Genomic DNA, 22,638 nt, shown 5'->3' with positions numbered 1-22,638 from the left:
GGGTTCCTGGCCGGGTTACGTTCCGGTGGCGGCGGCTCGGGGGAAATCGCCGCGATCTCCGGTCTGTTCCTGGGGGAACCCCTATGCGAAGAATGCTCATCGTTCTGATCGCCGCACTCTCCTTACCGCTGACGATGGCCGCGCCGGTCAACGCGGGCGGGCTCGACGACGTGTTCGCCAAGCTCCTTGTCAAGCAGGTCAAGGGGGCCAACGCCAAGAAGCACCTCGACGCCCTGCAGGCCATCGGCACCGCTAACGGCGGCAACCGCGCCGCCGGCACACCCGGCTACGACGCCTCGGTCGACTACGTGGCGGGCAAGCTGCGCAAGGCCGGGTACAAGGTCACGCTCCAGCCGATCAACTTCGTCGAGAGCTGGTCCGAGAACTCCCCGCCGGTGCTCGACCTCACCGCGCCGACCTCGAAGTCGTTCGTGCCCAACCAGGACTTCTTCACCTTCCAGCCCTCCCCGGCGGGCGACGTGACCGCGCAGGTCCAGGCCGTGGACGTGACCCTGCCGCCGACCCCGGCGCCCAGCTCGACCAGCGGCTGCGAGGCGTCGGACTTCGCCGGCTTCGTGGCCGGCCGGATCGCTCTCATCCAGCGCGGCACCTGCGCGTTCGCCCAGAAGATCCGCAACGCGGGCTTCGCCGGGGCCTCCGGGATCATCGTGTTCAACGAGGGCCAGCCGGGGCGGACCGACGCGTTCCCGCTGGACATCGGCGAGTGGCGGGCCGGCGTGCCGATGGTGTTCGCCAGCTTCGCCGTGGGCAACGAGCTGGCCGCCACCGCCGGGGCGACCGTCCGGCTCAAGGTCGACTCCAACCTCGTGCTCGGCACCAACGACAACGTGATCGCCGAGTCCCGCTTCGGTGACCCGCGCAACGTCGTCATGGTGGGCGCCCACCTCGACAGCGTGCCCGCCGGGCCCGGCATCAACGACAACGGCTCCGGCACGGCGGCGATCCTGGAGGTCGCCGAGGAGATGGCGCTCTACCCGGTCAAGAACAAGGTTCGCTTCGCCTTCTGGGCCGCCGAGGAGATCGGCCTGCTCGGCTCGGACCAGTACGTGGAATCCCTGTCGGAGGCGCAGCGCGACCGGATCAGGGTGTACCTGAACTTCGACATGGTCGCCTCGCCGAACTACGCCTACAAGCTGTACGACGGGGACGACTCGGACAACGTCGGCTCGCCGGCCGGCCCGCCCGGATCGGCCCAGATCGAGCAGCAACTCGCGGCCTACTACGACTCGCGTGACCTGCCCACCGTCGGCACCGACTTCGACGGGCGCTCCGACTACGGGCCGTTCATCGCGGTCGGCATCCCGGCCGGTGGCATCTTCACCGGCGCGGAAGGCATCAAGACCGCCGAGGAGGCGGCGCTGTTCGGCGGCACGGCCGGGGTGGCGTACGACGTCTGCTACCACCAGGAGTGCGACACGATCGCCAACGTCAACGCCACGGCGCTCGACGTGGACGCGGACGCGATCGCCGATTCGGTGGCCCGGTTCGCCTTCAACTTGCGGGCCATCCCGCCCCGGCAGGCGCCGCAGGCGGCGGCCGCCCTGTCGGCGGAGGCGGCTGAATGATCTCGTGACGCCCGGCCGGGTGGGAGGTCGTTCCACCCGGCCGCGGCGTCATCCCCGGAACTCCGGCGGCTCCAGCGGGGAGGGCGTGGAGCCGAGCGGGTCGGACCAGGTCGTGGCGTTGACCACGTACGCGTGCGGGTCCCACCCGCCCCTCAGCCCGATGGGGTCGGCGGTCGCGTAGCAGCCGGCCTCCGGGTCGTAGTGGCGCAGGAAGTTGTAGTGCAGGCCCGATTCGGCGTCCTCGTACTGGCCGGGGAAGCGCAGCGGGCAGTCGGTCCCCGACGTGATCGCGCCCGGGGAGGCGCCCCAGAGCGTGTGCCGGAGCCGCCAGGCGACGTTCCCCTCGGCGTCCACGAGCTCGGCCGGGGTGCCGATCAGGTCCGTGGCGATGGCGTAGAACCGCTCGTCGGTGCCCTCCTGGGGGATGGCCGTGCGCTCGGTCTGGCCCAGCGGGCGGAAGGAGCCGGGCGCCCAGTCCCAGGCCGTCACGCGGTCCTCGCACGCCTGCTCGGCGAGGGTGAGGCCGTCCCACGCGAAGTCCGTGCGCTGCGAGCCGTCGGCGCGTTCCTTGGCGATGCGGCGGCCCAGCGGGTCGTAGAGGTAGCGCCAGCGGGTCCCGTCCGGGGCGGTGACGGCGGTCAGCCGGTCGTCGGCGTCCCAGGTGTAGTGCCAGGTGCGGGGTTCGGACGACAGAACCCCGCGCTGGCGCAGGATCGTACGGCCCTGGCGGTCGTACTCGTAGCGGGTGCGGCCCGCCTGGCGGACCATGGTGCCGGTGTACGCGCGCGGGCCCCGGGCGTCCGCCGGCTCGGGCCAGTGGGCGTCGGTGATCTGGCCCGAGATGTTGTAGGTGTAGCGCTCCGACCAGCCCGTCCCGTGGACGGCGGTGACGCGGCCGACCGGGTCCAGGTCGAAGCGGCGGCGGCCGCCGGGCAGGTCGTCGATCTCGGTGAGCCGGCCGTCCCTGCGGTAGCCGTACGTGCGGCGCTGGACCACCCGGTGGGCCGGGCCCCTGGCCAGGGTCTGGGCCTGGAGGTGGGAGTCGTCGTCCCAGACGTGGGTCAGGGAGACGTCGGTGCCGAAATCACGGGATATTTCGCGTCTTGCCGGGTCGTGGGTGAAGCGGAGGGTGTGGCCGGCCGTCCGGAGGGTCAGGGGGAGGTCGCGGGCGTCGTACGTCCAGGTGGTCTCGGCCCCTGACGGGGTGCGGCGCAGCACCCTGCGGCCCAGGGCGTCGTACTCGGAGGTGACGGTGCGGCCGTTGCAGGTCTCGGCGACGACGCGGCCGTGGGCGTCGCGGGCGACGGTGAGATCGGCGTCCGGGTTCGCCGCGTGGGTCAGGCGGCCCAGCGCGTCGTGGCGGAACGTGGTGAGCCGGTCGCCCGCCCGCCGGCCGATGAGCCGGTCCAGGACGTCGTACACGTAGCTGGTGCACTGCCCGGCGCCGTTGACGCGCGCCGTGAGCTTGCCCGCGGGGTTGTAGACGTAGGTCAGCAGGCGGCGGTTGAAGTCGACCTCCTCGGTGAGGTTGCCCGCGGGGTCGTAGGCGTAGTGCCAGGTCAGGCCCTGGGGGTTGGTGACCGTGGCGAGGCGGAGCTCGCTGTCGTGGCGGAACTCGAGGCGGGCGCCGTCCGGCGTCGTGCGGGCGGCGGGCGCGCCGAAGGGGCCGATCTCGACGCGCGTGGACTCGCCCATGGCGTCGACGTGCTCGACCAGGTTGTTCTCCGCGTCGTAGTGCCGGCTTTCGGTGGCGCCGCCGGGCGTGCTGCGGGTGGCGGGCAGCCCCTCGACCGTCCAAGTGAAGCGGGTGGTGTGGCCCAGCGGGTCGGTGACGGCCGTGACGCGGCCGAAGGCGTCGCGCTCGAAGCGCGTGGTGGCCCCCAGCGGGTCGGTGACCGCGACGGGCAGCCCGGCGGGATCCGGCTCGATCGTGCGGGTGTGGCCGAGGGCGTTGGTGATCGCGATCAGGTGACCCCGGTCGTCGTAGGCGCGGGTGCCGCCCGGGCCGGCGACGAGGTTGCCGCGCTCGTCGCGGCTCAGGGTCGTGATGGTGCCGTCGTAGTCGGTGACGGCGACCGGCAGGTGCCGGGCGTCGCGGGTGTAGCGGCGGGTGGCGCCGTCGGGCCTGGTGATCGACAGCAGGGCGCCGGCGTCGTCGTAGGCGTAGCGGGTCGTGCGGCCCAGCGGGTCGGTACGCGCGAGCAGCCGGTCGTGGCGGTCCCAGCGGTAGCGGGTGGTGTGGCCGAGCGGGTCGGTCTCACTGGTCACCTGGAGCAGCTCGTTGTAGTGGTAGGTCGTGAGGTGCCCGAGGGAGTCGCGGGCCCGGGTGACGCCGTCGCCGTAGGAGAGCTCGGTGTTGAACACGCCCGCCGCGCCCGTGCCGTAGACGCAGCGGCCCTCCAGGTCGTACGTGTAGGCGTACCAGGTGCCGATCCGGTCGTGCCAGCGGGTCAGCCGGCCGTCCTCGTCGTAGGTGAAGCGCAGCGGCAGGCCGGAGGAGTTGGTCACCCCGCTCAGGTCGCCGTCCTCGTCGTAGGCGTAGGAGACGAGCCGCTGGCCCGCGCCGCGCAGCCGGACCTCCACCACGCGGCCGTGGTGGGTCTCGATGTCGAGCCGGTAGCCGCCGGAGTGGGTCACCTCGGCGGGCAGGCCGTCGGTGTAGCGGACGTCTACGCGGTTGCCGTTGCGGTCGGTGATCGCCGCGATCGGCAGCACGCCCGGTTCGATGGTCGCGGCGAAGTGGGTGGTGCGGCCGGTGAGCGGGTCCGTGACCGCGTACCCGGGCCCGGCGGCGCGCAGGGCCAGCCGGGGGCCGGCCTCCGGGTACGCCGCGTGGCCCGGCTCCGGGTGGGGGAAGGCGAGCAGGGCGCCGGTCTCGGTGGCCAGCCACAGCGCGTCGGCGTCCACCTCCAGGCGCTGGTCCAGGGTGGAGGCCCAGGACCGGCCGAACCAGCGCCCGGTGCGATGGCTGGACAGGTGGACGCGCCCCAGCCGGAGGGGCAGCACGCCGGGCAGCTCGACGTCGGTCTGGGCCAGCAGGACGACGCCGGTCGGGAAGTGCACCGGCTCGCGGCCGAAGAACCGGCGGCCGCGCTGCCAGGCCGTGCTCGCCGCAGTGCTCGCTGCTGTGCCCGCCGCCGTGCTCGCTGCCGTGCCCGCCGTCGTGCCCGCCGCTGTGCTCACCGCCGTACCGGCACGTGCCGCCTCGGCCTTCGACGGTCCGAGGGCTTCCCATCCGCCCGGCACGATCTCACGCCCCCGCGCCACCGCTGAGCGAGGCGTCCAGCTCACGGTGCTTGGCGATCGCGGTCTTGAGGAACTGGCTCATGCCCTCCAGGCCCTGCATGACCTGCCTGGCGCCGTTGTTCCACTGGTCGTAGTCCTGCTGGAACTTGCCCGAGGCCCGCTCCGTGACGAAGTCGCTGCTCACGAGCTGGTCGATCATCGACTTGAGCTGGGTCAGGCGGCTCTCGATGTCCTCCTTCTCCTTGTTCAGCCGGGTCGCGCTGTTCTCCACCTGGGGGAAACTCAGGTGATGGGTCCCACCTGCCATGACGGGTTCACTCTCCTTGGGGGTCGGACCAGGCCAGGGTGGCGCTGATCGCGTCGAACAGGTCGAGCATCGGCTCGGCCAGGATCAGGTGCGGGCTGGCGAGCACCAGGTCCAGCACGCCGTGCCCGCCGGGCACCGGGATGAGGGTCTGCATCACCACCGATTCGAGCTCACCGGACTCGACGCCGGTCACGCGTACGGCGCGGCCCGCGTCCAGCTCGACGATCTCGACGTCGCGCCAGGCCGGAGTGCCGGGCTGGGGCGGGATGGTGCCGACGCCCGCGGCGATCGCCTCGACGGTGTTGTCCTCCGGGTCCGCCCGGCCCCGGGTGTGCAGGGCCATGAGCGTGGCCAGGACGGTGCCCACGTCGTCCACGTGGTCGGTCATCGCCGCGCCGAACACCGCCCCGTGCCGCGCCGCCAGGTCGGCGACCTCGCGCAGCACCTTCAGCAGCAGCGAGCGGTGCGGGGCGAGCGCGGGCTCGGCCGCCACGCGGGCGTCCACCAGGCGGGCCAGGTCGCCGGTGCGGCCCGCGCGCCAGACGTCGAACTCGTACCAGGATTCGGGCACCCGTACGGTGAACCCGAAGGGCAGCTCAGCCATCGGAGACCTCCTCCATGTAGGCGGTGCGCGTGGTGGTCGCCGGCGACGTCCGGTCCGTCAGCGCGAACACGAGGGACGCCACGATCGTCGCGACCAGGATCCCGGTGAGCACGCCGAGCCCGAGTGCCTTCATCAGGTGCCTCCCGAGGTGGTCGAGAGCGAGCCGGCCAGCTCGCCGTCGAGCGTGCCGGTGCCCTCGACGAGGGCGTCGAGCAGGCCGGCCGCGCGTTCCAGGAGCTGGTCCATCCGCTCGCGGTTGTCGGAGGACTCCTCGAAGAACCTCCGTACGGCGTCGTCGACCTTCTCCGAGCCGGTGTTCGCGTCGAGCGCGCCCGCCATGCCGCCGCCAAGCGCGGCGCGGATGGCCTTGAGGTCGCCCGACACCTTCGCGGCCTCCTGGCGGTCGGCGGTGAATTCCTCAGCCATTCGGCGCCCCTCCCTCGATGGCCTCGAACGCGCGCCAGTCCCGGTAGACGGTCTCGACGGTTCGCGGGCCGCCGATCCGGCTGTCCATGCTCAGCTCGAGCCGGGCCGGCAGCCCCTGTACGTCCACCTGCAGGGTGAACTCGATCGGCCCTTCCGCGGCGGCGTAGGCGCTCTCGTCACCCCTGATCCGGTGGGCCAGGGCCGACCCGGTGATCGTGCGGCCGGTCCTGGTCACGTTCGGCTCGGCCGCGTCGAGCAGGGCCTTGATCCCGTGCGGGGAGCTGAAGTGGCGCACGGTCCCCGCCCGCTGCGGGGCGCACGGCTCCACGGGCGGCCGCTCGGCGTCGAACGGCACGCCGTCGGCCACGCCGCTGTTCCCGACGAGGGACACGACGGCCGGGCGTGGAGCGTTCCCGCAGGTCAGCTTCATGTCGTAGGACGTGGCGGCGTTCCGGTCGAAGCTGAAGCGGCCCTCGGAACGCTCCGGCTCGCCCCGCGCCGGGCGGATCTCCTGCTGGAACGTGGCCGTCCGGCGGCCGATGACGCTCAGCACGTCGCTCGTGTCCACCGGAGCCCGCCGGGCCTGGCCGGAGATCACGGTCACCATCCCGGCCGCCACCGCGACGACCAGCACCCCGACGGCGAGGCCGGCCAGGTACGCCGGCTTGCGCCAGAAGGGCGTGGCCGCGGGGACGTCCTCGTACGGCGGCGGCTCGTACGGCCTGGTCCGCCTCTCGGCCTCCAGCAGCAGCTCGTGCACCGTGGCGCCGCGGGCGGCGCCGGAGTGGCCGAGCAGGATGCGGACCAGGTCGACGGCCGACGGGCGCACGGCCGGGTCCGGCCGGCGGCACTCGTCGATCACCGCGCGCAGCGCGGGCAGCAGCCGGTCGAGGTCGGGCTCTCCGCCCGCGCCCGCCTCGTGCCCGGTCGCCGCGAAGACGACCACGTCGGCCCAGTCCTTGACGTCGTGAGCGGGGAACTCGCTGTCGCGCGGCCCCGGCGCGAAGAACGCCTGGCCGAGCGGCCCGATCATGACGTTGCCCGGGCTGAGCCGCAGCCCCGCGATCCCGCCCAGGTGCAGCCTGGCCATGGTCGCGGCCGTGCCGAGCGCGAGCAGGTAGAGCGCCTCTCCTGTGTACGGGCCCGCCGCCCTGACGACAGCGGCGAGCGATTCGCCCTTTCCCAGGTAATCGCGCGGCCGCAGGGCCAGACCGTCGCTCCATCCCTGAAATTCCATCGCCATCCCCGTGGCAGCCGGTCAGCGCAGAAGGCAGGCCGATGATTCGCTTTCGCACAGGTGAGGCCGGCATTTCTCCGGCCATCGGCTCCTGCCGTTTTCCGTCAGGTTGTACGCCACCGCCCCGCGAGGGGTTCAATCCCATTCACGAAAATCCTGAAAGAGGGTCTGAGGGAGTCCAGGGACGACTGCCGCGGGGCGGCGAACCCCGCGGCAGTCGTGACCTCCCCCCCGGCTCAGGCCGGCACGCGGTAGGTCAAGTGCGTGACCGAGGTCGCGGCTCGCGCCTTCACCTGCTCGAGCTTCAGCGGCGGGACGCCCTCGAACAGCCGCGCGCCGGCGCCGAGCGTGAGCGGCACGACGTGCAGCCGCAACTCGTCGACCAGGCCGGCGGCGAGGTACTGGTTGATGGTGATCGCGCCGCCGAGGATCACGACATCGCCGTCGCCGGCCGCCGCGCGTGCCTGTGCCAGCGCCGACTCGATCCCGTCGGTGACGAAGTGGTACGTGGTGCCACCGTCCATCGGCTGCGGGTCGCGCGCGTGGTGGGTGAGCACGAAGACCGGGGCGTGGAACGGCGGATTGTCGCCCCACCAGCCGTTCCACTGCCGATCCCACCCGCCGCGCACCGGGCCGAACATGTTGCGCCCCATGATGACCGCGTCGGCGGCGGAGACCTGCTCGACCTCGGCCCGGTTCTCGTCGGGATCGTCGAACATCCAGGCGTGCAGCTTGTCGCCCCAGCCGTCGCCGCCGTCCTCGCCGAACGGGTGCTCCTCGGTCTGGTTGAGCCCGGCCACGTACCCGTCGGCCGAGATCGTGATGTCGCAGATCACCCTGCCCATTTGTTCCGTCATTGCTTCGACCTTCTGTAATCTCGGTCCGAACTGGTCACCTGCTGTAGACCGGGCACAGCGGAATTACTCATCGGCCGCGGCGCCCAGGGGCTACAGATTCTCGGCCACCGAAACACACCCGGAACAGGGCGGCGACCGGACATTTCCCGGGCATGGCAGGCGATCAAGAAGCAGCCCGCGAGCTTGACCTTGACGCGACGTCAACGTTTCTAATCGGTGGTGAGCAGCCGAGAGAGAGGAACGTGATGGTCGCAGCCGCGCTACGGATCGTGGGGTTCGAGTTCAAGGGCCTGGCCGCGATCGGGATGTGGATCGTCCGCCGCAGGCACGGGGTGCCCCCGGGCGCGACCGTCGTGACGTACGCCAAGGAGCAGACGTTCATGCTGTCGCTGATGTTGTTCGCGATGGCGGTCGAGACGGTGGTGGTGGATCTGCTGCTGGTCGCCTTCGACGTCCCCGCGTGGATCCGCTGGACGGTGCTCGTCGCCGACGTGTACGGCCTGCTGTTCGGGGTCATGCTCGCCGCCGCCTGCGTCACCCGTCCCCACGTGATCACCCCCGGCGAGCTGCGCCTCCGTTACGCCGCCTACTTCGACCTGCGGGTGCCCCGCGAGCTCATCACCGCCGTACGCGCCGGCCGCACCTACAACGAGTCGAGCATGGTCGCGGTCAAGGACGGCCGGCTCACCGTGGCGGTCTCCTCGCAGACCAACGTGACGATCGAGCTGGCCGAACCGATCACCGCGATCCGCCCGCTCGGCCGCCGTGCCGAGATCACCTCGATCCGTTTCTTCGCCGACCAGCCCGACGCGGTCCTGGCCGCCCTGCGCTCGGAACTCAGCCCTTCAGTTTGAGGTGCCCTGGCTGGGCTGGAGCACGCCGCCGGTCTCGATCCTGTCCAGGCGCCGGACGGTGATCTTCTTCGGGGACTTCCGTTCCTGCTGAGGTTCCGGGGCAGGGGTGTTGCTCATGGCACTCCTTACCGAGCGAAGTTGGAAACGGTAAACCGGATATTACGGTTCCTTTCCGGACCTCATCAATAACAGAATTCACATTCGTCCCTGGAGGGATGGCGGGCATATACATGCGCGTCCGGGTCGAGTAACGCGAGCCCGTGGAAATAGCCGGGCGGCGTGGCTGACAGCCCGGTCAGCAGGGCCAGGACATCGTGCGCGACCAGCTGCCCGGACAGTCCGGCCGACGCGCCGGTCACGCCGGGCCAGCCGTAGCCGGCGCCGGGCTGCGGCGGGATGCCGGCGCGTACGCACTCGAAGCACGGGCCACCGGGGCCGAAGACGCCGACGCTGACGAGCGGCCCGTCGTACCCGCCGCTCACCCACGGGATCCCGGCCCTCGCGCAGACGCGGCTGGCCCAGGTCCGGATGCCGGCCGGCTCACGCGGCCGGTCGGCGCACAGCGCCAGCGCGTCGAAGCCGTGCAGCAGGCGGGCGAGCCGCTCGGGGCCGTCGATCGTGGCCTCCTCGGCGGTGATCTCGATGTCGGAGTTCACCGGGCGCAGCCGGTCGAGCGCCGCCTCCGCCTTGGGCCGGCCGAGGTCGGCCTCGGTGTAGAGGATCTGCCGGTTGAGGTTCGACAGCTCCACGACGTCCGGATCCACCAGGTGCAGCCGGCCCACCCCGGCCGCCGCCAGTGACCAGGCCGCGTGGCTGCCGGTCCCGCCCAGGCCGGCCACCAGCACCCGGGCGGCCTTGAGCCGGAGCTGCGGCTCCCAGCCGTGGTCCCGCGGGGTGAGGTCGACCCAGCGGAAATACTCCCTGCTGCGGCTGTAGCGCTCCTTCTCCCGCTCGCTCAGCTCCTCGCAGGGGCCGGGCGCGGCCTCCTCCACGTGGCCGGAGGAGAGCAGCGTCGCGACGATGCCGTCGGCGTCCTCCAGGGTCAGGGTGGTGTGCGCGGCGCGGAGGCGGGCGGCGATCTCGGCGGGCGCGCGGGTCCCGTCCATGAGCGCCAGCGCGGACCAGGCCCAGCCGTCGGCATCGCTGATCTCCGAGGCCAGTCCGTACATGACTCCGCCGAGACGGACGGTGCCGTCGCTGAGCCGCTGCGGGGCGTGCTCGGGCTTGACCCGGGGGAGACGCATGCACCCGATGGTCATCATCCGCAGGTCGGAGGTCAAGATCTCACAGAGCCGCGAGCTGGACCAGCTCCAGGCGGCGGGCGGTGGCCAGGTACGCCCGCCCGGCCGGGCCGGCGAAGAACTGGTCGGGCTCCAGGCCCATCCCGTGCTCCCGCGCGGTCACCCGGTTCGCCGGCGTCAGCAGGAGCCGGGTCCCCGTCCGCAGCACCTCCGTGACCTCCCCGGCCAGCGACCGCCGGTGCCCCTCCAGCAGCGGAGTCGCGTCCCCGGCCAGCACCAGGGCGCGCCGCCCCAGCTCCGAGGGCGCGATGATGTCCTGCAGCAGCGTGGGCAGCGTGTCGAAGCCCTGCTCCCTGGGCGTGATCGTCACCTGGTCGAAGTCGTCCACCACCACCGCGTACCGGCCGTCCCCGAAGGCCGCGACCGCCTCCCGCAGGTCGGCGTCGGCGAACGAGGTGCCCACCAGCGTCCGCGCCCCGGGCAGCGAGCGCACCAGCGGCGAGCGGGGCGGCCCGACGGCCAGCACGCTCACCCCCGCGCGCAGCAGCACGGTCGCCATGACCAGCGCGGCGTTGCTGCGCCCCGACCCGCCGGGCCCCGACACCAGCACCAGGTGCGGGCCCAGCTCGAACAGGTCCAGCTCGACGGGCGCGACCTCCGGCCCGCCGACCCCGATGGCCGGGCCTTCCAGCCGGCTCAGCGGGACGCTCACCGGCAGCGGCGGGAAGGCGCGCGCCCGCCCCGCCGGCTCGCGGCTGTGCCGCGCCGGGACGGGAGACGCCGGTATCCGCTCGGGCGGCAGGCAGATCTGCACGTGCAGCCCACCGGCCGCCTCGATCGCCCGGCCGGGCAGGACGGGCGGCGACACCATCCCCGACGACAGGTAGGACCGCCGCGTCTCCTCCCGGGGGAACGGCAGGAACAACCGCCGCGAGAACAGGTCCGGCGTCTTCCCCCGCAACATGTCGTGCCCGCCGACGGCCACCGTGTGGATGCCGACGGGAGGCCCGCCGGCCACGATCCCGCGCAGGGTGACCAGCAGCGGCGTCTCGAAGAAGTCGGGATTGCCGCGGTCCTCGAAGTACTCCCACCCGTCGATCACGAACACGACGACCGGCGCGCCGGGCCCGCCGGGCGACAGCCGCGCCAGCCGCCGCCGCTCCACCTCGTCCGCCAGCCACGTCACGATCCGCCTGATCCGGTCGGGCTCCGCGCCGGAGGCGACGGCCCCGCAGTGCGGCAGATCCGCGTACGCGGACAGCCCGCCCGGCTGGTTCTCCACCACGTACAGCCACACCTGGGACGGCGAGCAGCGCGCCGCCAGGCTGGAGATCAGCGTCCGGCAGAACGTGGTCCGCCCCGACTGCGGCCCCCCGGCCACCATGAGCCGCTCGGTCCCGCCCAGGTCCAGCGCCATCGCGGGCTGGGCCTGGCCGGCCGGATCGTCCGCCAGCCCGTATGGCACCCCGCCCGCCCCCGCCACCTCGCCCAGCGGCAGCTCCGCGGGCAGCGGCGGCAGCAGAGGACGGAACGGCGGCTCGACGGGCAGCCCGCGCGCCGCCGCCAGCACCGCCGCGATGGCCAGGTCCTGGTCGGTACGGCTGGCCCGCCGCGCGCCCCTGACCTCGGGCCGGGGCAGGCCGAGCGCCGGCCAGGGCGCCGGCCGGGCCGAGGCCGGGGCCGTGCCCGTGGGCGGCGGGTCGCCCAGGTAACCGGTCTGGAAGAGCTGGGGGGTGCGCTGCTCGCCGCCCACCCGCATGATCATGCCCCGGCCGCGCAGCCGCGACGGGATCGTGGCCGCGTCGGGCACGCCGAGCACCTCGGTGCTGTCGGAGGGCTCGTTCTGCCGCAGCGTGATGCGCAGGGAGATGTTGTTCTTCAGCTCGGGCGACAGCTTGCCCTGCAGCGACTGCGTGGCCAGCACCAGGTGCATGCCCAGCGAGCGCCCCTTGGCCGCCACGTTCACCAGCTCGCGCAGGAAGTCGGGGGAGACCTCCAGGACGCGGGCGAACTCGTCGAACACCATGACCAGCCGGGGCAGCCGGCCGCCGGCGTTCCAGTAGACGTCGATCTCGCCGCCGTACCGGGCCAGGATCGCCTCCCGGCGCCGCACCTCCGCCCGTACGGAGGCCAGCACGCGCCGCGCCGCGCTCTCGTCGAACACGTCCGCCGCCGTGTCGCCGGTCGAGCGGATCAGCCCCACGACGTGCGGGCAGTGCTCGAACGGCAGGAACGCGCTGCCGCCCTTGAAGTCGACCAGCACCAGGTTCAGCTCGTCGGGCCGGTTGGCCAGCAGGAGCGAGGTGACCAGGGTCTGCAGCAGGATGCTCTTGCCCGCCCCCGTGGCCCCGCCCAGCATCGTGTGCGGCCCGTCCGCCGCGAGGTCCACCGTGACCGGGCCGGAGCCGTCGGCCCCGACGCACACCCGCGTGGTCGGCCCCGGGTCGGCGGCCCACAGCGCCAGCACGGCCTCCGCGCTCGGAGCTTCCAGACCCAGCGCGTCCAGCAGGCGTACGGAGGCCGGGATCACGCTCTCCGCCCTGGCCAGCGTGAGCCGGTCGCGCATCGGCGCCACGGCGCGGGCGATGCGCTCGGCGGCCTGCTCCCCGAGGCTCTCCGGCTGCACCGGCACCGGCAGCCCCTGGCGGCCGCGGGTGAGCAGCATGCCGGCGCCGTCCAGCTCGCAGACGCCCCGGCACTCGTTCAGGCTGCGCTGGTCGGCGCAGATCACGTACACGCCGACCGAGGGACCCTCCCTGAGCACTTCCTTCATGCCCGGGATGTCGCGTAACGCGCGGGCCCCGTCGAGGACCACGACCACGTCCTCGCCGAAGCGGCGGTCGCGGTGCTTGAGCCGCTCGGTGACCAGGTCCTTGAGCTCCTCGATCCGCTCCGTCCTGGTCTGCGGCGTGTTGCCGACCAGGCAGGGGACGGGGGCGTCCACGTTCAGGTGCGGCAGCCAGCGCGTCCAGGCCAGGTGCTCGCCGCCGGACGCGGTGATCACGACCAGGCGCAGCTCGTCCGGCGCGCGCAGCGTTCCGAGCTGGACCAGCAGCCAGCGCAGCAGCGCGTCCACCGGGTCCGGCGGGCCGATCACCCCCAGCACGCCGATCTCGCGCAGGTCCACGGTGACCGGCACGCCGCGCAGCACCGGCTGGACGAACTCCGGCCACGGCTCGCCGTCGAACGTGATCGTGGCCGGCTCGTCGGCCACCCCCACGCGCAGTGTCAGCCCGTCGGGGGAGTCGGCGTTGCGCGGCCACAGCCCCGGCCCCTCGTGCGTGGCCGCGAACGTCAGGTCCACCTCGTCGGGGGCGACGACGTGCCGCAACCACTGCTCGTGCACGACGTGCCGCCGTATCCGCTCGACCGTCTCCCGCTTGCGCTGGTCGAACTCGCGCTCTTTCTTCCTGCGCTGCCGCCCTTCCACCCACTGCGTGGCGAAGAACGTGATCGGCGTCAGAATTCCGAACAGGAGAAAATACGCACTTTTCAACAGGATCGCCATCGCGATGGAAATGGGCAGCGGCAGCAGTGACGAAAGCAGGGCAACCGCGATATTGCGCTGCGGCACCTCGTTGCGCGGCATGGTGATCCGGGCGGCCGGAACGGCGGGGGCCGGGGAGAAGGCCCGGTCGAAGTCGATGCGCCCGTCCCTGCTGCGCCTGGTCCTGAGCCTGGCGGGGGGCAGCGGTGCCCAGCGCATCCGGTCGTCGCCCACCTGGAGCACGCCCTCCGGCCGCAGCGCCACCGGCACCCGCGCGACCATCTCGTCCACCAGCGTGCCGTTGCGCGAGCCGAGATCGACGACCGTGGCCTCGCCGGTCCACGACACGTCCAGCCGGGCGTGCTGCCTGGAGACCCGCTGGTCCCGCAGCAGGCTGATGTCGGTCCATTCGCGGCCGATCACGTGGCTGCCGGGGCTCAGCCAGACCACCCGGCCCGCGTCGGGGCCCGCGAACACCCGGATCGCGCCGGCCGCGGCCAGGGGCCGCCAGGGCTGCGTACGCTCGGGCTCGCCCACGCTGATCGTGGCCCCCGGCACCAGCGGGCTTTCCGCCACGGTCGCCTCGGGATCGAGCTTGCCGCTTCCGACGTAACACGGCCGCCCCTTGACGGGGAAGGGCAGCGACCGCAGCAGCGACCCGATCGGCGTCTCCGGCTCCGCCGTCACCTCGACGTCGACGGCGGTGGACGCCGCCGGGTCGCGGATCGTCAACCGAATGATCATAATCCCCTCTCCAGGGGAGAGAAGCATGATTTAGCCAATAAATCTAGCTATATGGCGAGACGGGCAAACTTCCTGACTCCGGCGCGCAGGCGTGGCTAGAGTGACTATTCTCATTATCAGCGTACCGAGCGTGATATTTCGTGATATCCGCAGCTCGAGGAGCCCGCCCCCTTGTGAATCACCGCGTAACCGACGAGGCCATGGTCCGTGCCCTCTACCGCGAATACGGCGCCCCCCTGATGGCCTTCGCCATCCGGTTGACGGGCGGCGATCGCCGCTGGGCCGAGGACGTCGTCCAGGAGACCCTCGTACGCGCCTGGCGCAACCTCCACGACCTCCGGACGGAGTCCGGCTCGCTGATGCCCTGGCTGGCCACCGTCGCGCGCCGCGTCGTGATCGACAACCGCCGCCGCTCCGGCTCGCGCCCCCTCGACACGGTCGAGGAGATCCCCGATCGCCTCCAGGCCGTGGCGGCCGAGGACGAGCAGTTGCTCAGGGAGATCGTCGTCACCGACGCGATGTTGTCGCTCTCACCCGCGCACCGCCAGGTGCTCACGGAGACGTTCCTGCTGGATCGCACGATCCAGCAGGCGGCGGAGACGATCGGCGTGCCGGTGGGCACGGTGAAGTCCCGCGTGTACTACGCCATGCGCGCGTTACGGGTCGCGCTGGAGGAAAGGGGGGTGACGTTGCCGTGATCGAGGTGCGTCACGATGACAGGGGGGTGACGCCATGACTGAGGTACACCACGAGGACGTGGCCGCTTACGCGCTCGGCCTGCTCGGGGAGGACGAGCGGGCCGCTTTCGAGCGCCATCTCGACGGCTGCGGGAGCTGCGCCGCCGAGGTGGGCTCGTTCGCCGCGATGGGCGAGCTGATCAAGAGCGTGCACCCCGACGACCTCCTGCCCCAACCGCCGGACCCGCAGGTCGAGTCCCTCCTGGTCCGCCGCGCCGCCACCGAGCGCCGGCGGCGGCGCTTCCACCGCGCCTTCATGACCGCCGCCGCGTGCCTCGTGGTGGCGGCCGGCGTCTATCTCGGCGTCAGCTCCATGACCGGCGGCCCCGATCCCGACAGCATCCACGGCCCGGCCCGCGACCTGCTCATGACCGGCCGCACCTACTCCGCCACCGACCCCGCCACCGGCGTGTCCGGGGTCGTCGGCCTGGAGGACAAGGGCTGGGGCACCCACGTGGCGCTGGAGCTCAAGGGCGTGAAGGGGCCGCTGCAGTGCCGCCTCATGGCCGTGGGCGACGACGGCCGCTCGGAGGTCGTGGCGAGCTGGGGCGTCCCGGACAAGGGGTACGGCGTGCCCGGCGCCCCAGACCCCCTCGTCCTGCACGGCGGCACCAGCCTCTCCGAGTCCGAGCTGAACCACTTCACGATCCAGACCTTCGACGGCAGGACCCTGGCCACCGTGGCGGTGTAGGACGAACACGATGCGCATAGACCTGCACAGCCACAGCAGCGCCTCCGACGGCACGCAGCCCCCGGCCGACGTGGTGCGCCGGGCCCGCGAGCGGGGGCTCGACGTGCTCGCGCTGACCGACCACGACACCGTCGCCGGGCACGCCGCGGCCGTCGAGGCGCTGCCGGCCGGGCTGACCTTCGTGCCGGGCATGGAGCTGTCCTGCCGGCGCGGCGGCCAGAGCATCCACCTGCTGGCCTACCTGTTCGACCCGGCTGAGCCGGAGCTGCTGGCCGAGTGCGCCCGCATCAGGGAGGCCCGGGTGGTCCGCGCCCGGCTGACCGTCGAGCGCCTCACCGAGCTGGGCGTGCCGGTCTCCTGGGAGCAGGTGTCCGAGCTGGCCGCGGGCGGTCCCGTCGGGCGGCCGCACATCGCCCGGGCCATGGTCTCCGCCGGCGCGATCGCCGAGCCCGCGCTGGCGTTCACGCCGGAGTGGATCGGGACGGGCGGGCGCGCGTACGTCTCCCGCTACGCCCTGGCCCCCGACCGGGCCGTACGCCTGGTCCGAGCGGCCGGCGGGGTGCCGGTGCTGGCCCACCCGAAGGCGGCCGAGCGCGGCCAGGTCGTCCCCGACGAGTGGATCGCGGAGCTGGCGGCCGCCGGGCTCTTCGGCCTGGAGGCCGACCACCTCGACCACGACGCGGCCGCCCGGGAGCACGTCCGCGCCCTGGCCCGCGACCTCGGGCTGGCCGTGACGGGATCCAGCGACGACCACGGCGAGCTGACCGGCCACCGGCTGGGCTGCGAGACGACGGCGGCCGAGGTCTACGAACGCCTGACGGCCGAGGCCACCGGCGCCGAACCCATCACCGCACGGAGCCGCTGACCGCTTCAGAGCGCGGTGTTCACCCAGAGGCAGAACGGGTGCCCGGCGGGGTCGAGATGCACGCGGACGTCATCCTGCGGCTGGTAGTCCGCCACGGTTGCGCCCAGCTCCACGGCCCGGGCGCTGCACCCGTCGAGGTCGTCCACCTCGATGTCGAGGTGCATCATCTGCTGCTGCCTGCCGGGCCGGGCCGGCCAGGTGGGCCGGACGTAGCCGGGTTCGCTCTGGAACGACAGTCCGGGCCCGCCGTCCGGCGGCGCGAGCAGCACCCAGCCGGGCTCCTCCGCCTTGACCGTCCAGCCGAGCAGCTCGCGGTAGAAGGCGGCCAGCGCGGGCCCGTCCGCCGCTTCCAGGCAGACGGTGGACCATCTCACAGGTGCCCCCTGGGGCCGGCGAAGTGCGTCGCGAACCAGTCTCTGGCATGGCCGGCCACCGCCTCAAGAGCGCCCGGCTCCTCGAACAGGTGGGTGGCGCCGGGCACCACGGTCAGCCTGCCGTCGGCGCGCAGGTGCCGCTGCGCCTCCTCGTTCAGCTCCACCACCACCGGGTCCCGCCCGCCCACGATGAGCAGGGTCGGCGCGCGCACCGCCGCCAGCCGGGGCCCGGCCAGGTCGGGCCGGCCGCCGCGCGAGACGATCGCGGCGATCTCGTTGTCCGGCTCGGCCGCCGCCCACAGGGCCGCCGCCGCGCCGGTGCTGGCGCCGAAGTAGCCGATCGGCAGGCCCGCCGCCTCCGGCTGCTCCCGCACCCAGGAGGTACGCTCCAGCAGCCGCTCGGCCAGCAGCCCGATGTCGAAGACGTTCGCTCTGTCGGCCTCCTCCTCGGGCGTGAGCAGGTCGAACAGCAGCGTCCCCAGCCCCGCCTCGTTGAGCGCGCCGGCCACGTAACGGTTACGCGGGCTGTGCCGGCTGCTGCCGCTGCCGTGCACGAACACCACCACGCCAAGAGCGGCGTCAGGAACGATCAGATCGCCGGACATCAGACATACTCCCCTCGCTGCAGCCTGCCGCTACCCGGTTACGGACAGCTCTATCAGCCGGGTGAAAGGGCAGTTCATCCGGCATGGAGACCGAAACGGGACGCAGGCACGCGGCGGCCGGCTCCCCGCTCGAACGCATCGTGGCGGGCGGGGCGTCGGCGCTCGCCATGGTGCGGAGCATGGGGGTCGGGCGCTGGCTGCGCATGGAGCGGGAGGCGCTGGCCCAGACGGTCAAGGTGACGGGGGCGTGCGCGCTGGGGTGGTGGCTGGCGGCGTACGTGCTCAAGGTGGACCTTCCGGTGCTCGTGCCGGTCGGCGTGCTGCTGACGGTGTCGGCGACCGCGTACAGCACGCTGGTGCGGGGGGCCCAGCAGGTTCTGGCCGTGGTCGTGGGCGTGGGGGCGGCCACGGTGCTGATCTGGCTGATCGGCGCCAACGCGGTGACGCTGGCCGTGCTCGTGGTGGCCGGGCTGGTCCTGACCCGGCTGCTGAACCTGCCCGCCCAGAACGTGCAGATCCCGATCACGGCGCTGCTGGTGTTCGCGCTGGGCAGCACGTACGGCTTCGAGCGCCTCTCGGACGTGCTGCTGGGCGCCGGCATCGGGATCGCGGCGAACCTCCTGGTCCTGCCGCCCCGCTTCGTGGACAAGGCCGGCAAGGAGCTGTGCGGCCTGTCCGCCGAGCTGGCCGACCTCGCCGAGGAGATGTCCCGCGGGCTGAAGGGCCGCTGGACCCAGGACATGGCCCGCGACTGGCTGGAGCGCGCCAGGAGCCTGTCGCAGCGTCTTGAGGACACGGAGTCGGCGGCCGACCAGGCGGCGGAGTCGGTACGGCTGTCGCCGCGCCGCCGCCGCTACGACCGCCGCCTGCGCCAGGTGGCCGAGGCCGCCACCTGCCTCGACCACGCCTGCCACCAGCTCAGGAGCCTGGCCAGGGGGTTGCTCGACCTCGTCGCCGGTGTACGCGGCCTGCCCGGCGAGCGCGGCGCCGACCTGCCGCGACCCCTCGCGGACGAGCTGGCGGCGCTGGGGCGCGCGTTCCGCGACTTCGGGATGCTCCAGATCGGCGAGGGCCGGCGGGAGGACCTGGAGGACCTGTGCGCGGCGCTGGACGACGGGGAGAACCAGCAGCGCCGGCTGGTCATGGAGTTCCGGCAGACCCGGCAGGCCGAGCTGAGCTTGTTGCAGGGGTCGCTGCTCGACGACTGCGCGCGGATCCGCCACGAGTTCGACCCGGACACCGGCCCGCACCGAGCGGCCTTCCCCCGGCGCGACTGACCGGGAGATGCTGGCCCCATGCTGGAGGAACCCGAGCCGGACTGCCGGCTGCACCCGCACCTGGAGGTACGCCCCTCGCCCATCGAGGGTGCGGGCCTGTTCGCGACCGCGCCCATCCCCGCCGGCACCGTCGTCGCCCGGCTGGGCGGCCGCCTGGTGACCGGGGAGCGCCTGGCGGAGCTGTTCGCCGCCCCCGGCCGGCCCTACGTCGACACCATCACCGTGGCCGCCGGCCTCCACCTGGTCCTTCCCCCGGGCCGGCCGATCGGCAAGAGCAACCACAGCTGCGACCCGAACCTGTGGTGGACCGGCCCCTACACCCTGGCCGCCCGCCGCGACCTGCACCCGGATGAGGAGGTGACGAACGACTACGCCACGAGCACCGCCCAGCCCGGCTTCACCCTGGACTGCCGCTGCGGCACCGCGCTCTGCCGGGGCCGGGTCACGGGCGAGGACTGGCGCCGCCCCGAGCTGCGCGACCGCTACGGCGAGCACTGGATCCCGGCCCTGCTAGACCTGATTCACGCACCCTGACCGAGGTCGGGAGGCTGGGCGGTTCACGCACCCTGACCGAGGTCGGGAGGCGGGGACATCCGGTCGCCCGCGACCCGCGCCGCGATGGGGCCGAGCGCGGCCAGCTCCTCCTCCGAGAGCTCGATCTCCAGCGAGCCGGCGTTCTCCAGCAGCCGCGCCTGGCTGCGCGTGCCCGGGATCGGCACGACCGGGATGCCGTGCACCCGCTGCCGGTGGATCAGCCAGGCCAGCGCGACCTGCGCCATCGTCACCCCGCGGGCCCCGGCGATCTCCCGTACCGGGGCCAGCAGGGCGGCGTTGTGCGGCGCGTTGGCGGCGTCGAACCTGGGCAGACCGCGCCGCATGTCGTCCTCGGCCAGCCCCTCCGTGGAGGTGTGGCGGCCGGTCAGGAAGCCGCGGCTGAGCGGCGCGTACGCCACGAAGCCGATGCCCAGCTCCGCGCAGACCGGCACGACCGACTCCTCCTCGTCCCGGCTGAACAGCGACCACTCGTTCTGCACGGCGGCGATCGGATGCACCCGGTGCCCGGCGCGCAGCTGCTCCGCGGTGACGTTGGACAGGCCCAGGTGCCCGACCAGCCCGTCGCGGACCAGCTCGGCCATCGCGCCGACCGTGTCCTCGACGGGGGTGACGTGGTCGGGGTGGTGCAGGTAGTAGAGGTCGATGCGGTCGACGCCGAGGCGGCGCAGGCTCGCCTCGCAGGCGGTGCGTACGTACGCGGGGTCGGTCCGTACGCCGACGAGCTCCCCGGTCCCCGGAGCCCGGACGGCCGCGAACTTGGTGGCGACCACGACCTCGTCCCGCTTCCACCCGGCCAGGAAGTCGCCGATCAGCCGCTCGTTGGCGAAGTCGATCCCGTAGTAGTCGGAGGTGTCGAGGAAGGTCATGCCGATCTCGGCGGCCTTCCTGAGCGTGCCGAGCGACTCGTCCCTGTCGGTCGGGCCGAGGAACTCGCTCAGCCCCATGCACCCCAGGCCGAGCGCGGAGACCTCCAGGCCCCCGCCGAGTTTGACCATACGCATGGCGTGTCCCAAGTCAGGAGGGATAGAATCGGGATGGACGTCCCGGTTAGCTGGAAATATACGGGACGCCCATCCCGTTTGTCTACGGAGCTTGGAGCGAGACCCGGATGAGCAGGCCATTGCGCGCCGACGCCCAGCGCAACAGGGCGCGCGTCCTGGAGGTGGCGGCCGAGACGTTCGCCGCGGAGGGTCTGTCGGTGCCCGTCCACGAGATCGCCCGCCGCGCCGGCGTCGGCACGGGGACCGTCAGCCGCCACTTCCCGACCAAGGAGTCGCTGTTCCAGGCGATCCTGCTCGGCCGGATGGAGGAGCTCGTGCGGCAGGCGACGGACCTGGCCGAGCGTGAGGGCCCCGAGGAGGCGTTCTTCGCCTTCTTCGCCGCCATGGTCGGGGCCGGCGCCGCCAACAAGGGCCTGGTGGACGCGCTGGCCGGGGCCGGGTTCGACTTCCAGGCGGTGGCGGAGGAGAGCCGCTACGACGTCATGGGGGCGTGGCAGGCCCTCCTGGAGGGAGCGCAGCGGGCGGGCACGATCCGCGAGGACGCCGACATCGCCGACGTGAAGGCCCTGCTGACGGGCTGCATCGACCGCGAACGCCACGCCCCCGACCCGTCGGCCAGAGCCCGCATGCTCACCATCGTCCGCCACGGCCTCCACCCCTGACCCCGGCCCACCTGCGGATCGAGGGGCCGTCGCGCGGGCATGATCCTGGCATACTGCTCGAATGTCCGATTTTGCCGAGTTCCGAGCGAGAGGCCGGGCAGCCCTTCTGGAGGGTGCGGCCACCCATGACGACCCCATGGTGGAGGGCGCCAGGCGCTGGGGGGCCGCGGCCGTGCTCCGCCCCGAGGGCGAGGTCGTCGACCGCATGACGGAACTGGCCGCGACCGTCCCGGCCCTCGGCCACTGGGTGCACGGCGGCCGGACCCTGCACGTCACCCTCCGGTCCCTGGAGCCCTACCGCGCCCGCATCCCGGAGGACGACCCGCTCCGCCGCGCGTACGCCGCCGCCCTGGCCGAGGCGGTCGAGGGACTGCCCCCGGTCAGGTTGCGCCTGTCCGGCGTGAGCCCCCATCGGGGCGGCGTCCTGGTGGCCGCCCGGACGGAGGACGACGCCCTGGTCACGATGCGCAAGCGCTTCGCCCACGCGATGGAGTCGTGCGGCATCCGGGACCTGGAGCACGGCCGCGTACGCGACCGCTGGTACGTCAGCCTGGTCCACTTCGCCCGCCCGCTCGCGAACCCGCGGGAGATCGTCGAGTGGTGCGACACCCACGCGGACGCCGACTTCGGCGTGGCCGAGCTCCCCACGGCGGAGATCGTCCAGTTCGTGCACACCGGCACCGGCATCCGCGTCGAGTCCCTCGAACGAACCCGCCTGACCGGGTAAGAGACGGCGGGGCGCCACCCCGGCCCCAGTCCTGAGGCGACGCCCCGCCGCCGGCCACACGGACCGGGAGCGGCCCCCACGCGGTCGCTCCCGGTCAGCCCAGCATGAGCGCCGTGACGAACTGCAGCAGGTGCCAGGCCACGTAGGCGCTGAGCGAGCAGACCGCCCACTCCTTGCCCCTGCTGATCCGGGAGATCCAGCGCAGCTCCTCCGCCGGCTCCCGCCGCACCCGCAGGCTCCTGCTGACGAAGTACGCCGACAGCAGCCAGGCCGTCCCCGACCCCATGAGCAGCGCGAACGACAGCCCCAGCAGCACCGGGGACCCGGCCGGCCCCTCGCCCGGGGAGAGCTGGCGGACCCAGGCCGCCATCAGGCCGGCGAGCAGCGCGACGGTGATCCGCCTGTCCTTGCGCGCCTGTCGCTTCAACCACTGCAGGTCTCGACGCAGATGATTCTTGAGCATCCGGATCACCTCCGATTGGAGTAGCTGGTGTCACCAGCTAACGGGGCAATCCAGAAAAGATCTGCGACCTCAATGCCGAGATTTCACGACTT

At 72.8% G+C, this 22,638-nt stretch carries 23 protein-coding genes; 9 read left to right on the top strand and 14 right to left on the bottom strand.

The features are described from left to right. Positions 1-83: 83 nt before the first annotated feature. Positions 84-1,586, top strand: a complete 1,503-nt coding sequence (locus AB0J69_RS21960; RefSeq protein WP_364119932.1) for a M28 family metallopeptidase — start codon at positions 84-86, stop codon at positions 1,584-1,586. Between the two features lie 48 nt (positions 1,587-1,634). Here AB0J69_RS21960 and AB0J69_RS21955 read toward each other — a convergent pair whose 3' ends face one another. The 7 genes from AB0J69_RS21955 to AB0J69_RS21925 all read right to left on the bottom strand — a co-directional run bounded on the left by AB0J69_RS21955 (position 1,635) and on the right by AB0J69_RS21925 (position 8,263). Beyond that, the gene (locus AB0J69_RS21955) at positions 1,635-4,769 is read right to left on the bottom strand and encodes a DUF6531 domain-containing protein (RefSeq protein WP_364119929.1); all 3,135 of its coding nucleotides are present in this window, start codon (positions 4,767-4,769) and stop codon (positions 1,635-1,637) included. 67 nt (positions 4,770-4,836) lie between these two features. Next, on the bottom strand, positions 4,837-5,139 hold the full coding sequence (locus AB0J69_RS21950) for a WXG100 family type VII secretion target (RefSeq protein ID WP_103961595.1): 303 nt from the start codon (positions 5,137-5,139) through the stop codon (positions 4,837-4,839). A 7-nt stretch (positions 5,140-5,146) separates the two neighbouring features. Then, a complete protein-coding gene (locus tag AB0J69_RS21945; RefSeq protein WP_364119926.1) occupies positions 5,147-5,743 on the bottom strand; it encodes a hypothetical protein in 597 nt (198 codons plus the stop codon). Then, positions 5,736-5,876, bottom strand: a complete 141-nt coding sequence (locus AB0J69_RS21940; protein WP_364119923.1) for a hypothetical protein — start codon at positions 5,874-5,876, stop codon at positions 5,736-5,738. The genes AB0J69_RS21945 and AB0J69_RS21940 overlap by 8 nt, the downstream gene beginning before the upstream one ends. Beyond that, on the bottom strand, positions 5,876-6,169 hold the full coding sequence (locus AB0J69_RS21935) for a hypothetical protein (protein ID WP_364119920.1): 294 nt from the start codon (positions 6,167-6,169) through the stop codon (positions 5,876-5,878). Before AB0J69_RS21935 ends, AB0J69_RS21940 begins: the two co-directional genes overlap by 1 nt. Continuing rightward, positions 6,162-7,406 carry a hypothetical protein gene (locus tag AB0J69_RS21930; RefSeq protein WP_364119918.1) on the bottom strand — a complete coding sequence of 415 codons (1,245 nt, stop codon included), beginning with the start codon at positions 7,404-7,406 and terminating at the stop codon, positions 6,162-6,164. Before AB0J69_RS21930 ends, AB0J69_RS21935 begins: the two co-directional genes overlap by 8 nt. Before the next feature lie 236 nt (positions 7,407-7,642). Continuing rightward, on the bottom strand, positions 7,643-8,263 hold the full coding sequence (locus AB0J69_RS21925; RefSeq protein WP_364119915.1) for a dihydrofolate reductase family protein: 621 nt from the start codon (positions 8,261-8,263) through the stop codon (positions 7,643-7,645). Between the two features lie 242 nt (positions 8,264-8,505). On the opposite strand from AB0J69_RS21925, the gene AB0J69_RS21920 reads away from it, so the two are divergent. Beyond that, positions 8,506-9,117: a hypothetical protein gene (locus AB0J69_RS21920; protein WP_364119912.1), complete on the top strand. Its 612-nt coding sequence runs from the start codon at positions 8,506-8,508 to the stop codon at positions 9,115-9,117. Here AB0J69_RS21920 and AB0J69_RS21915 read toward each other — a convergent pair. From AB0J69_RS21915 to AB0J69_RS21905, 3 genes are all read right to left on the bottom strand, one after another. Beyond that, a complete protein-coding gene (locus AB0J69_RS21915) occupies positions 9,109-9,234 on the bottom strand; it encodes a hypothetical protein (protein ID WP_364119909.1) in 126 nt (41 codons plus the stop codon). The genes AB0J69_RS21920 and AB0J69_RS21915 overlap by 9 nt on opposite strands. Before the next feature lie 65 nt (positions 9,235-9,299). Beyond that, positions 9,300-10,361, bottom strand: a complete 1,062-nt coding sequence (locus AB0J69_RS21910) for a ThiF family adenylyltransferase (RefSeq protein WP_364119906.1) — start codon at positions 10,359-10,361, stop codon at positions 9,300-9,302. Between the two features lie 40 nt (positions 10,362-10,401). Continuing rightward, positions 10,402-14,589 carry an FtsK/SpoIIIE domain-containing protein gene (locus AB0J69_RS21905; RefSeq protein WP_364119903.1) on the bottom strand — a complete coding sequence of 1,396 codons (4,188 nt, stop codon included), beginning with the start codon at positions 14,587-14,589 and terminating at the stop codon, positions 10,402-10,404. A gap of 173 nt (positions 14,590-14,762) precedes the next feature. Between AB0J69_RS21905 and AB0J69_RS21900 the strand changes: the two genes are divergently transcribed. Genes AB0J69_RS21900 through AB0J69_RS21890 form a run of 3 tightly spaced genes read left to right on the top strand, consistent with a single transcriptional unit; the run spans position 14,763 to position 16,882 of the window. Further along, positions 14,763-15,287, top strand: coding sequence for a sigma-70 family RNA polymerase sigma factor (locus tag AB0J69_RS21900; protein ID WP_364119900.1), 525 nt, complete (start codon positions 14,763-14,765; stop codon positions 15,285-15,287). Between the two features lie 34 nt (positions 15,288-15,321). Then, entirely contained in the window at positions 15,322-16,017 is a 696-nt protein-coding gene (locus AB0J69_RS21895; protein WP_364119898.1) for a zf-HC2 domain-containing protein, read from the top strand. Positions 16,018-16,027: 10 nt separating this feature from the next. Then, positions 16,028-16,882: a PHP domain-containing protein gene (locus AB0J69_RS21890; RefSeq protein ID WP_364119895.1), complete on the top strand. Its 855-nt coding sequence runs from the start codon at positions 16,028-16,030 to the stop codon at positions 16,880-16,882. A gap of 5 nt (positions 16,883-16,887) precedes the next feature. On the opposite strand, the gene AB0J69_RS21885 is transcribed toward AB0J69_RS21890, so the two are convergent. Further along, positions 16,888-17,256: a VOC family protein gene (locus tag AB0J69_RS21885; RefSeq protein WP_364119892.1), complete on the bottom strand. Its 369-nt coding sequence runs from the start codon at positions 17,254-17,256 to the stop codon at positions 16,888-16,890. After that, complete coding sequence (locus AB0J69_RS21880) at positions 17,253-17,861, bottom strand: dienelactone hydrolase family protein (RefSeq protein ID WP_364119889.1); 609 nt, start codon at positions 17,859-17,861, stop codon at positions 17,253-17,255. The genes AB0J69_RS21885 and AB0J69_RS21880 overlap by 4 nt, the downstream gene beginning before the upstream one ends. Before the next feature lie 83 nt (positions 17,862-17,944). Between AB0J69_RS21880 and AB0J69_RS21875 the strand changes: the two genes are divergently transcribed. Both AB0J69_RS21875 and AB0J69_RS21870 read left to right on the top strand, forming a co-directional pair. After that, complete coding sequence (locus tag AB0J69_RS21875) at positions 17,945-19,138, top strand: FUSC family protein (RefSeq protein ID WP_364119886.1); 1,194 nt, start codon at positions 17,945-17,947, stop codon at positions 19,136-19,138. 18 nt (positions 19,139-19,156) lie between these two features. Beyond that, entirely contained in the window at positions 19,157-19,672 is a 516-nt protein-coding gene (locus tag AB0J69_RS21870; protein ID WP_364119883.1) for an SET domain-containing protein, read from the top strand. 23 nt (positions 19,673-19,695) lie between these two features. On the opposite strand, the gene AB0J69_RS21865 is transcribed toward AB0J69_RS21870, so the two are convergent. Then, the gene (locus AB0J69_RS21865) at positions 19,696-20,694 is read right to left on the bottom strand and encodes an aldo/keto reductase (RefSeq protein WP_364119880.1); all 999 of its coding nucleotides are present in this window, start codon (positions 20,692-20,694) and stop codon (positions 19,696-19,698) included. A gap of 107 nt (positions 20,695-20,801) precedes the next feature. Here AB0J69_RS21865 and AB0J69_RS21860 point away from each other — a divergent pair, with 107 nt between their 5' ends. Both AB0J69_RS21860 and AB0J69_RS21855 read left to right on the top strand, forming a co-directional pair. Continuing rightward, entirely contained in the window at positions 20,802-21,356 is a 555-nt protein-coding gene (locus AB0J69_RS21860) for a helix-turn-helix domain-containing protein (protein WP_364119877.1), read from the top strand. Positions 21,357-21,417: 61 nt separating this feature from the next. After that, positions 21,418-22,083 (top strand): hypothetical protein, encoded by a 666-nt coding sequence (locus AB0J69_RS21855; protein WP_364119874.1) that lies wholly within the window; start codon positions 21,418-21,420, stop codon positions 22,081-22,083. Between the two features lie 94 nt (positions 22,084-22,177). On the opposite strand, the gene AB0J69_RS21850 is transcribed toward AB0J69_RS21855, so the two are convergent. Next, positions 22,178-22,546, bottom strand: coding sequence for a hypothetical protein (locus AB0J69_RS21850; protein ID WP_364119871.1), 369 nt, complete (start codon positions 22,544-22,546; stop codon positions 22,178-22,180). Positions 22,547-22,638: the final 92 nt, after the last annotated feature.

This window comes from Nonomuraea sp. NPDC049709, from assembly GCF_040674815.1.
Classification (GTDB): domain Bacteria; phylum Actinomycetota; class Actinomycetes; order Streptosporangiales; family Streptosporangiaceae; genus Nonomuraea.
Note: the sequence above shows the minus strand (reverse complement) of the source record. Positions and strands in the feature narration are given on the sequence as shown.

What these genes read in the sequence shown, in the direction of transcription:
- AB0J69_RS21935 (WP_364119920.1), bottom strand. Translation starts at nt 6,169, where the DNA reads ATGGCTGAGGAATTCACCGCCGACCGCCAGGAGGCCGCGAAGGTGTCG.
- AB0J69_RS21910 (WP_364119906.1), bottom strand. Translation starts at nt 10,361, where the DNA reads ATGCGTCTCCCCCGGGTCAAGCCCGAGCACGCCCCGCAGCGGCTCAGC.
- AB0J69_RS21850 (WP_364119871.1), bottom strand. Translation starts at nt 22,546, where the DNA reads ATGCTCAAGAATCATCTGCGTCGAGACCTGCAGTGGTTGAAGCGACAG.
- AB0J69_RS21865 (WP_364119880.1), bottom strand. Translation starts at nt 20,694, where the DNA reads ATGCGTATGGTCAAACTCGGCGGGGGCCTGGAGGTCTCCGCGCTCGGC.
- AB0J69_RS21930 (WP_364119918.1), bottom strand. Translation starts at nt 7,406, where the DNA reads ATGGAATTTCAGGGATGGAGCGACGGTCTGGCCCTGCGGCCGCGCGAT.
- AB0J69_RS21895 (WP_364119898.1), top strand. Translation starts at nt 15,322, where the DNA reads ATGACTGAGGTACACCACGAGGACGTGGCCGCTTACGCGCTCGGCCTG.
- AB0J69_RS21860 (WP_364119877.1), top strand. Translation starts at nt 20,802, where the DNA reads ATGAGCAGGCCATTGCGCGCCGACGCCCAGCGCAACAGGGCGCGCGTC.
- AB0J69_RS21905 (WP_364119903.1), bottom strand. Translation starts at nt 14,589, where the DNA reads ATGATCATTCGGTTGACGATCCGCGACCCGGCGGCGTCCACCGCCGTC.
- AB0J69_RS21880 (WP_364119889.1), bottom strand. Translation starts at nt 17,861, where the DNA reads ATGTCCGGCGATCTGATCGTTCCTGACGCCGCTCTTGGCGTGGTGGTG.
- AB0J69_RS21940 (WP_364119923.1), bottom strand. Translation starts at nt 5,876, where the DNA reads ATGAAGGCACTCGGGCTCGGCGTGCTCACCGGGATCCTGGTCGCGACG.
- AB0J69_RS21870 (WP_364119883.1), top strand. Translation starts at nt 19,157, where the DNA reads ATGCTGGAGGAACCCGAGCCGGACTGCCGGCTGCACCCGCACCTGGAG.
- AB0J69_RS21855 (WP_364119874.1), top strand. Translation starts at nt 21,418, where the DNA reads ATGTCCGATTTTGCCGAGTTCCGAGCGAGAGGCCGGGCAGCCCTTCTG.
- AB0J69_RS21925 (WP_364119915.1), bottom strand. Translation starts at nt 8,263, where the DNA reads ATGACGGAACAAATGGGCAGGGTGATCTGCGACATCACGATCTCGGCC.
- AB0J69_RS21915 (WP_364119909.1), bottom strand. Translation starts at nt 9,234, where the DNA reads ATGAGCAACACCCCTGCCCCGGAACCTCAGCAGGAACGGAAGTCCCCG.
- AB0J69_RS21875 (WP_364119886.1), top strand. Translation starts at nt 17,945, where the DNA reads ATGGAGACCGAAACGGGACGCAGGCACGCGGCGGCCGGCTCCCCGCTC.
- AB0J69_RS21890 (WP_364119895.1), top strand. Translation starts at nt 16,028, where the DNA reads ATGCGCATAGACCTGCACAGCCACAGCAGCGCCTCCGACGGCACGCAG.
- AB0J69_RS21945 (WP_364119926.1), bottom strand. Translation starts at nt 5,743, where the DNA reads ATGGCTGAGCTGCCCTTCGGGTTCACCGTACGGGTGCCCGAATCCTGG.
- AB0J69_RS21950 (WP_103961595.1), bottom strand. Translation starts at nt 5,139, where the DNA reads ATGGCAGGTGGGACCCATCACCTGAGTTTCCCCCAGGTGGAGAACAGC.
- AB0J69_RS21960 (WP_364119932.1), top strand. Translation starts at nt 84, where the DNA reads ATGCGAAGAATGCTCATCGTTCTGATCGCCGCACTCTCCTTACCGCTG.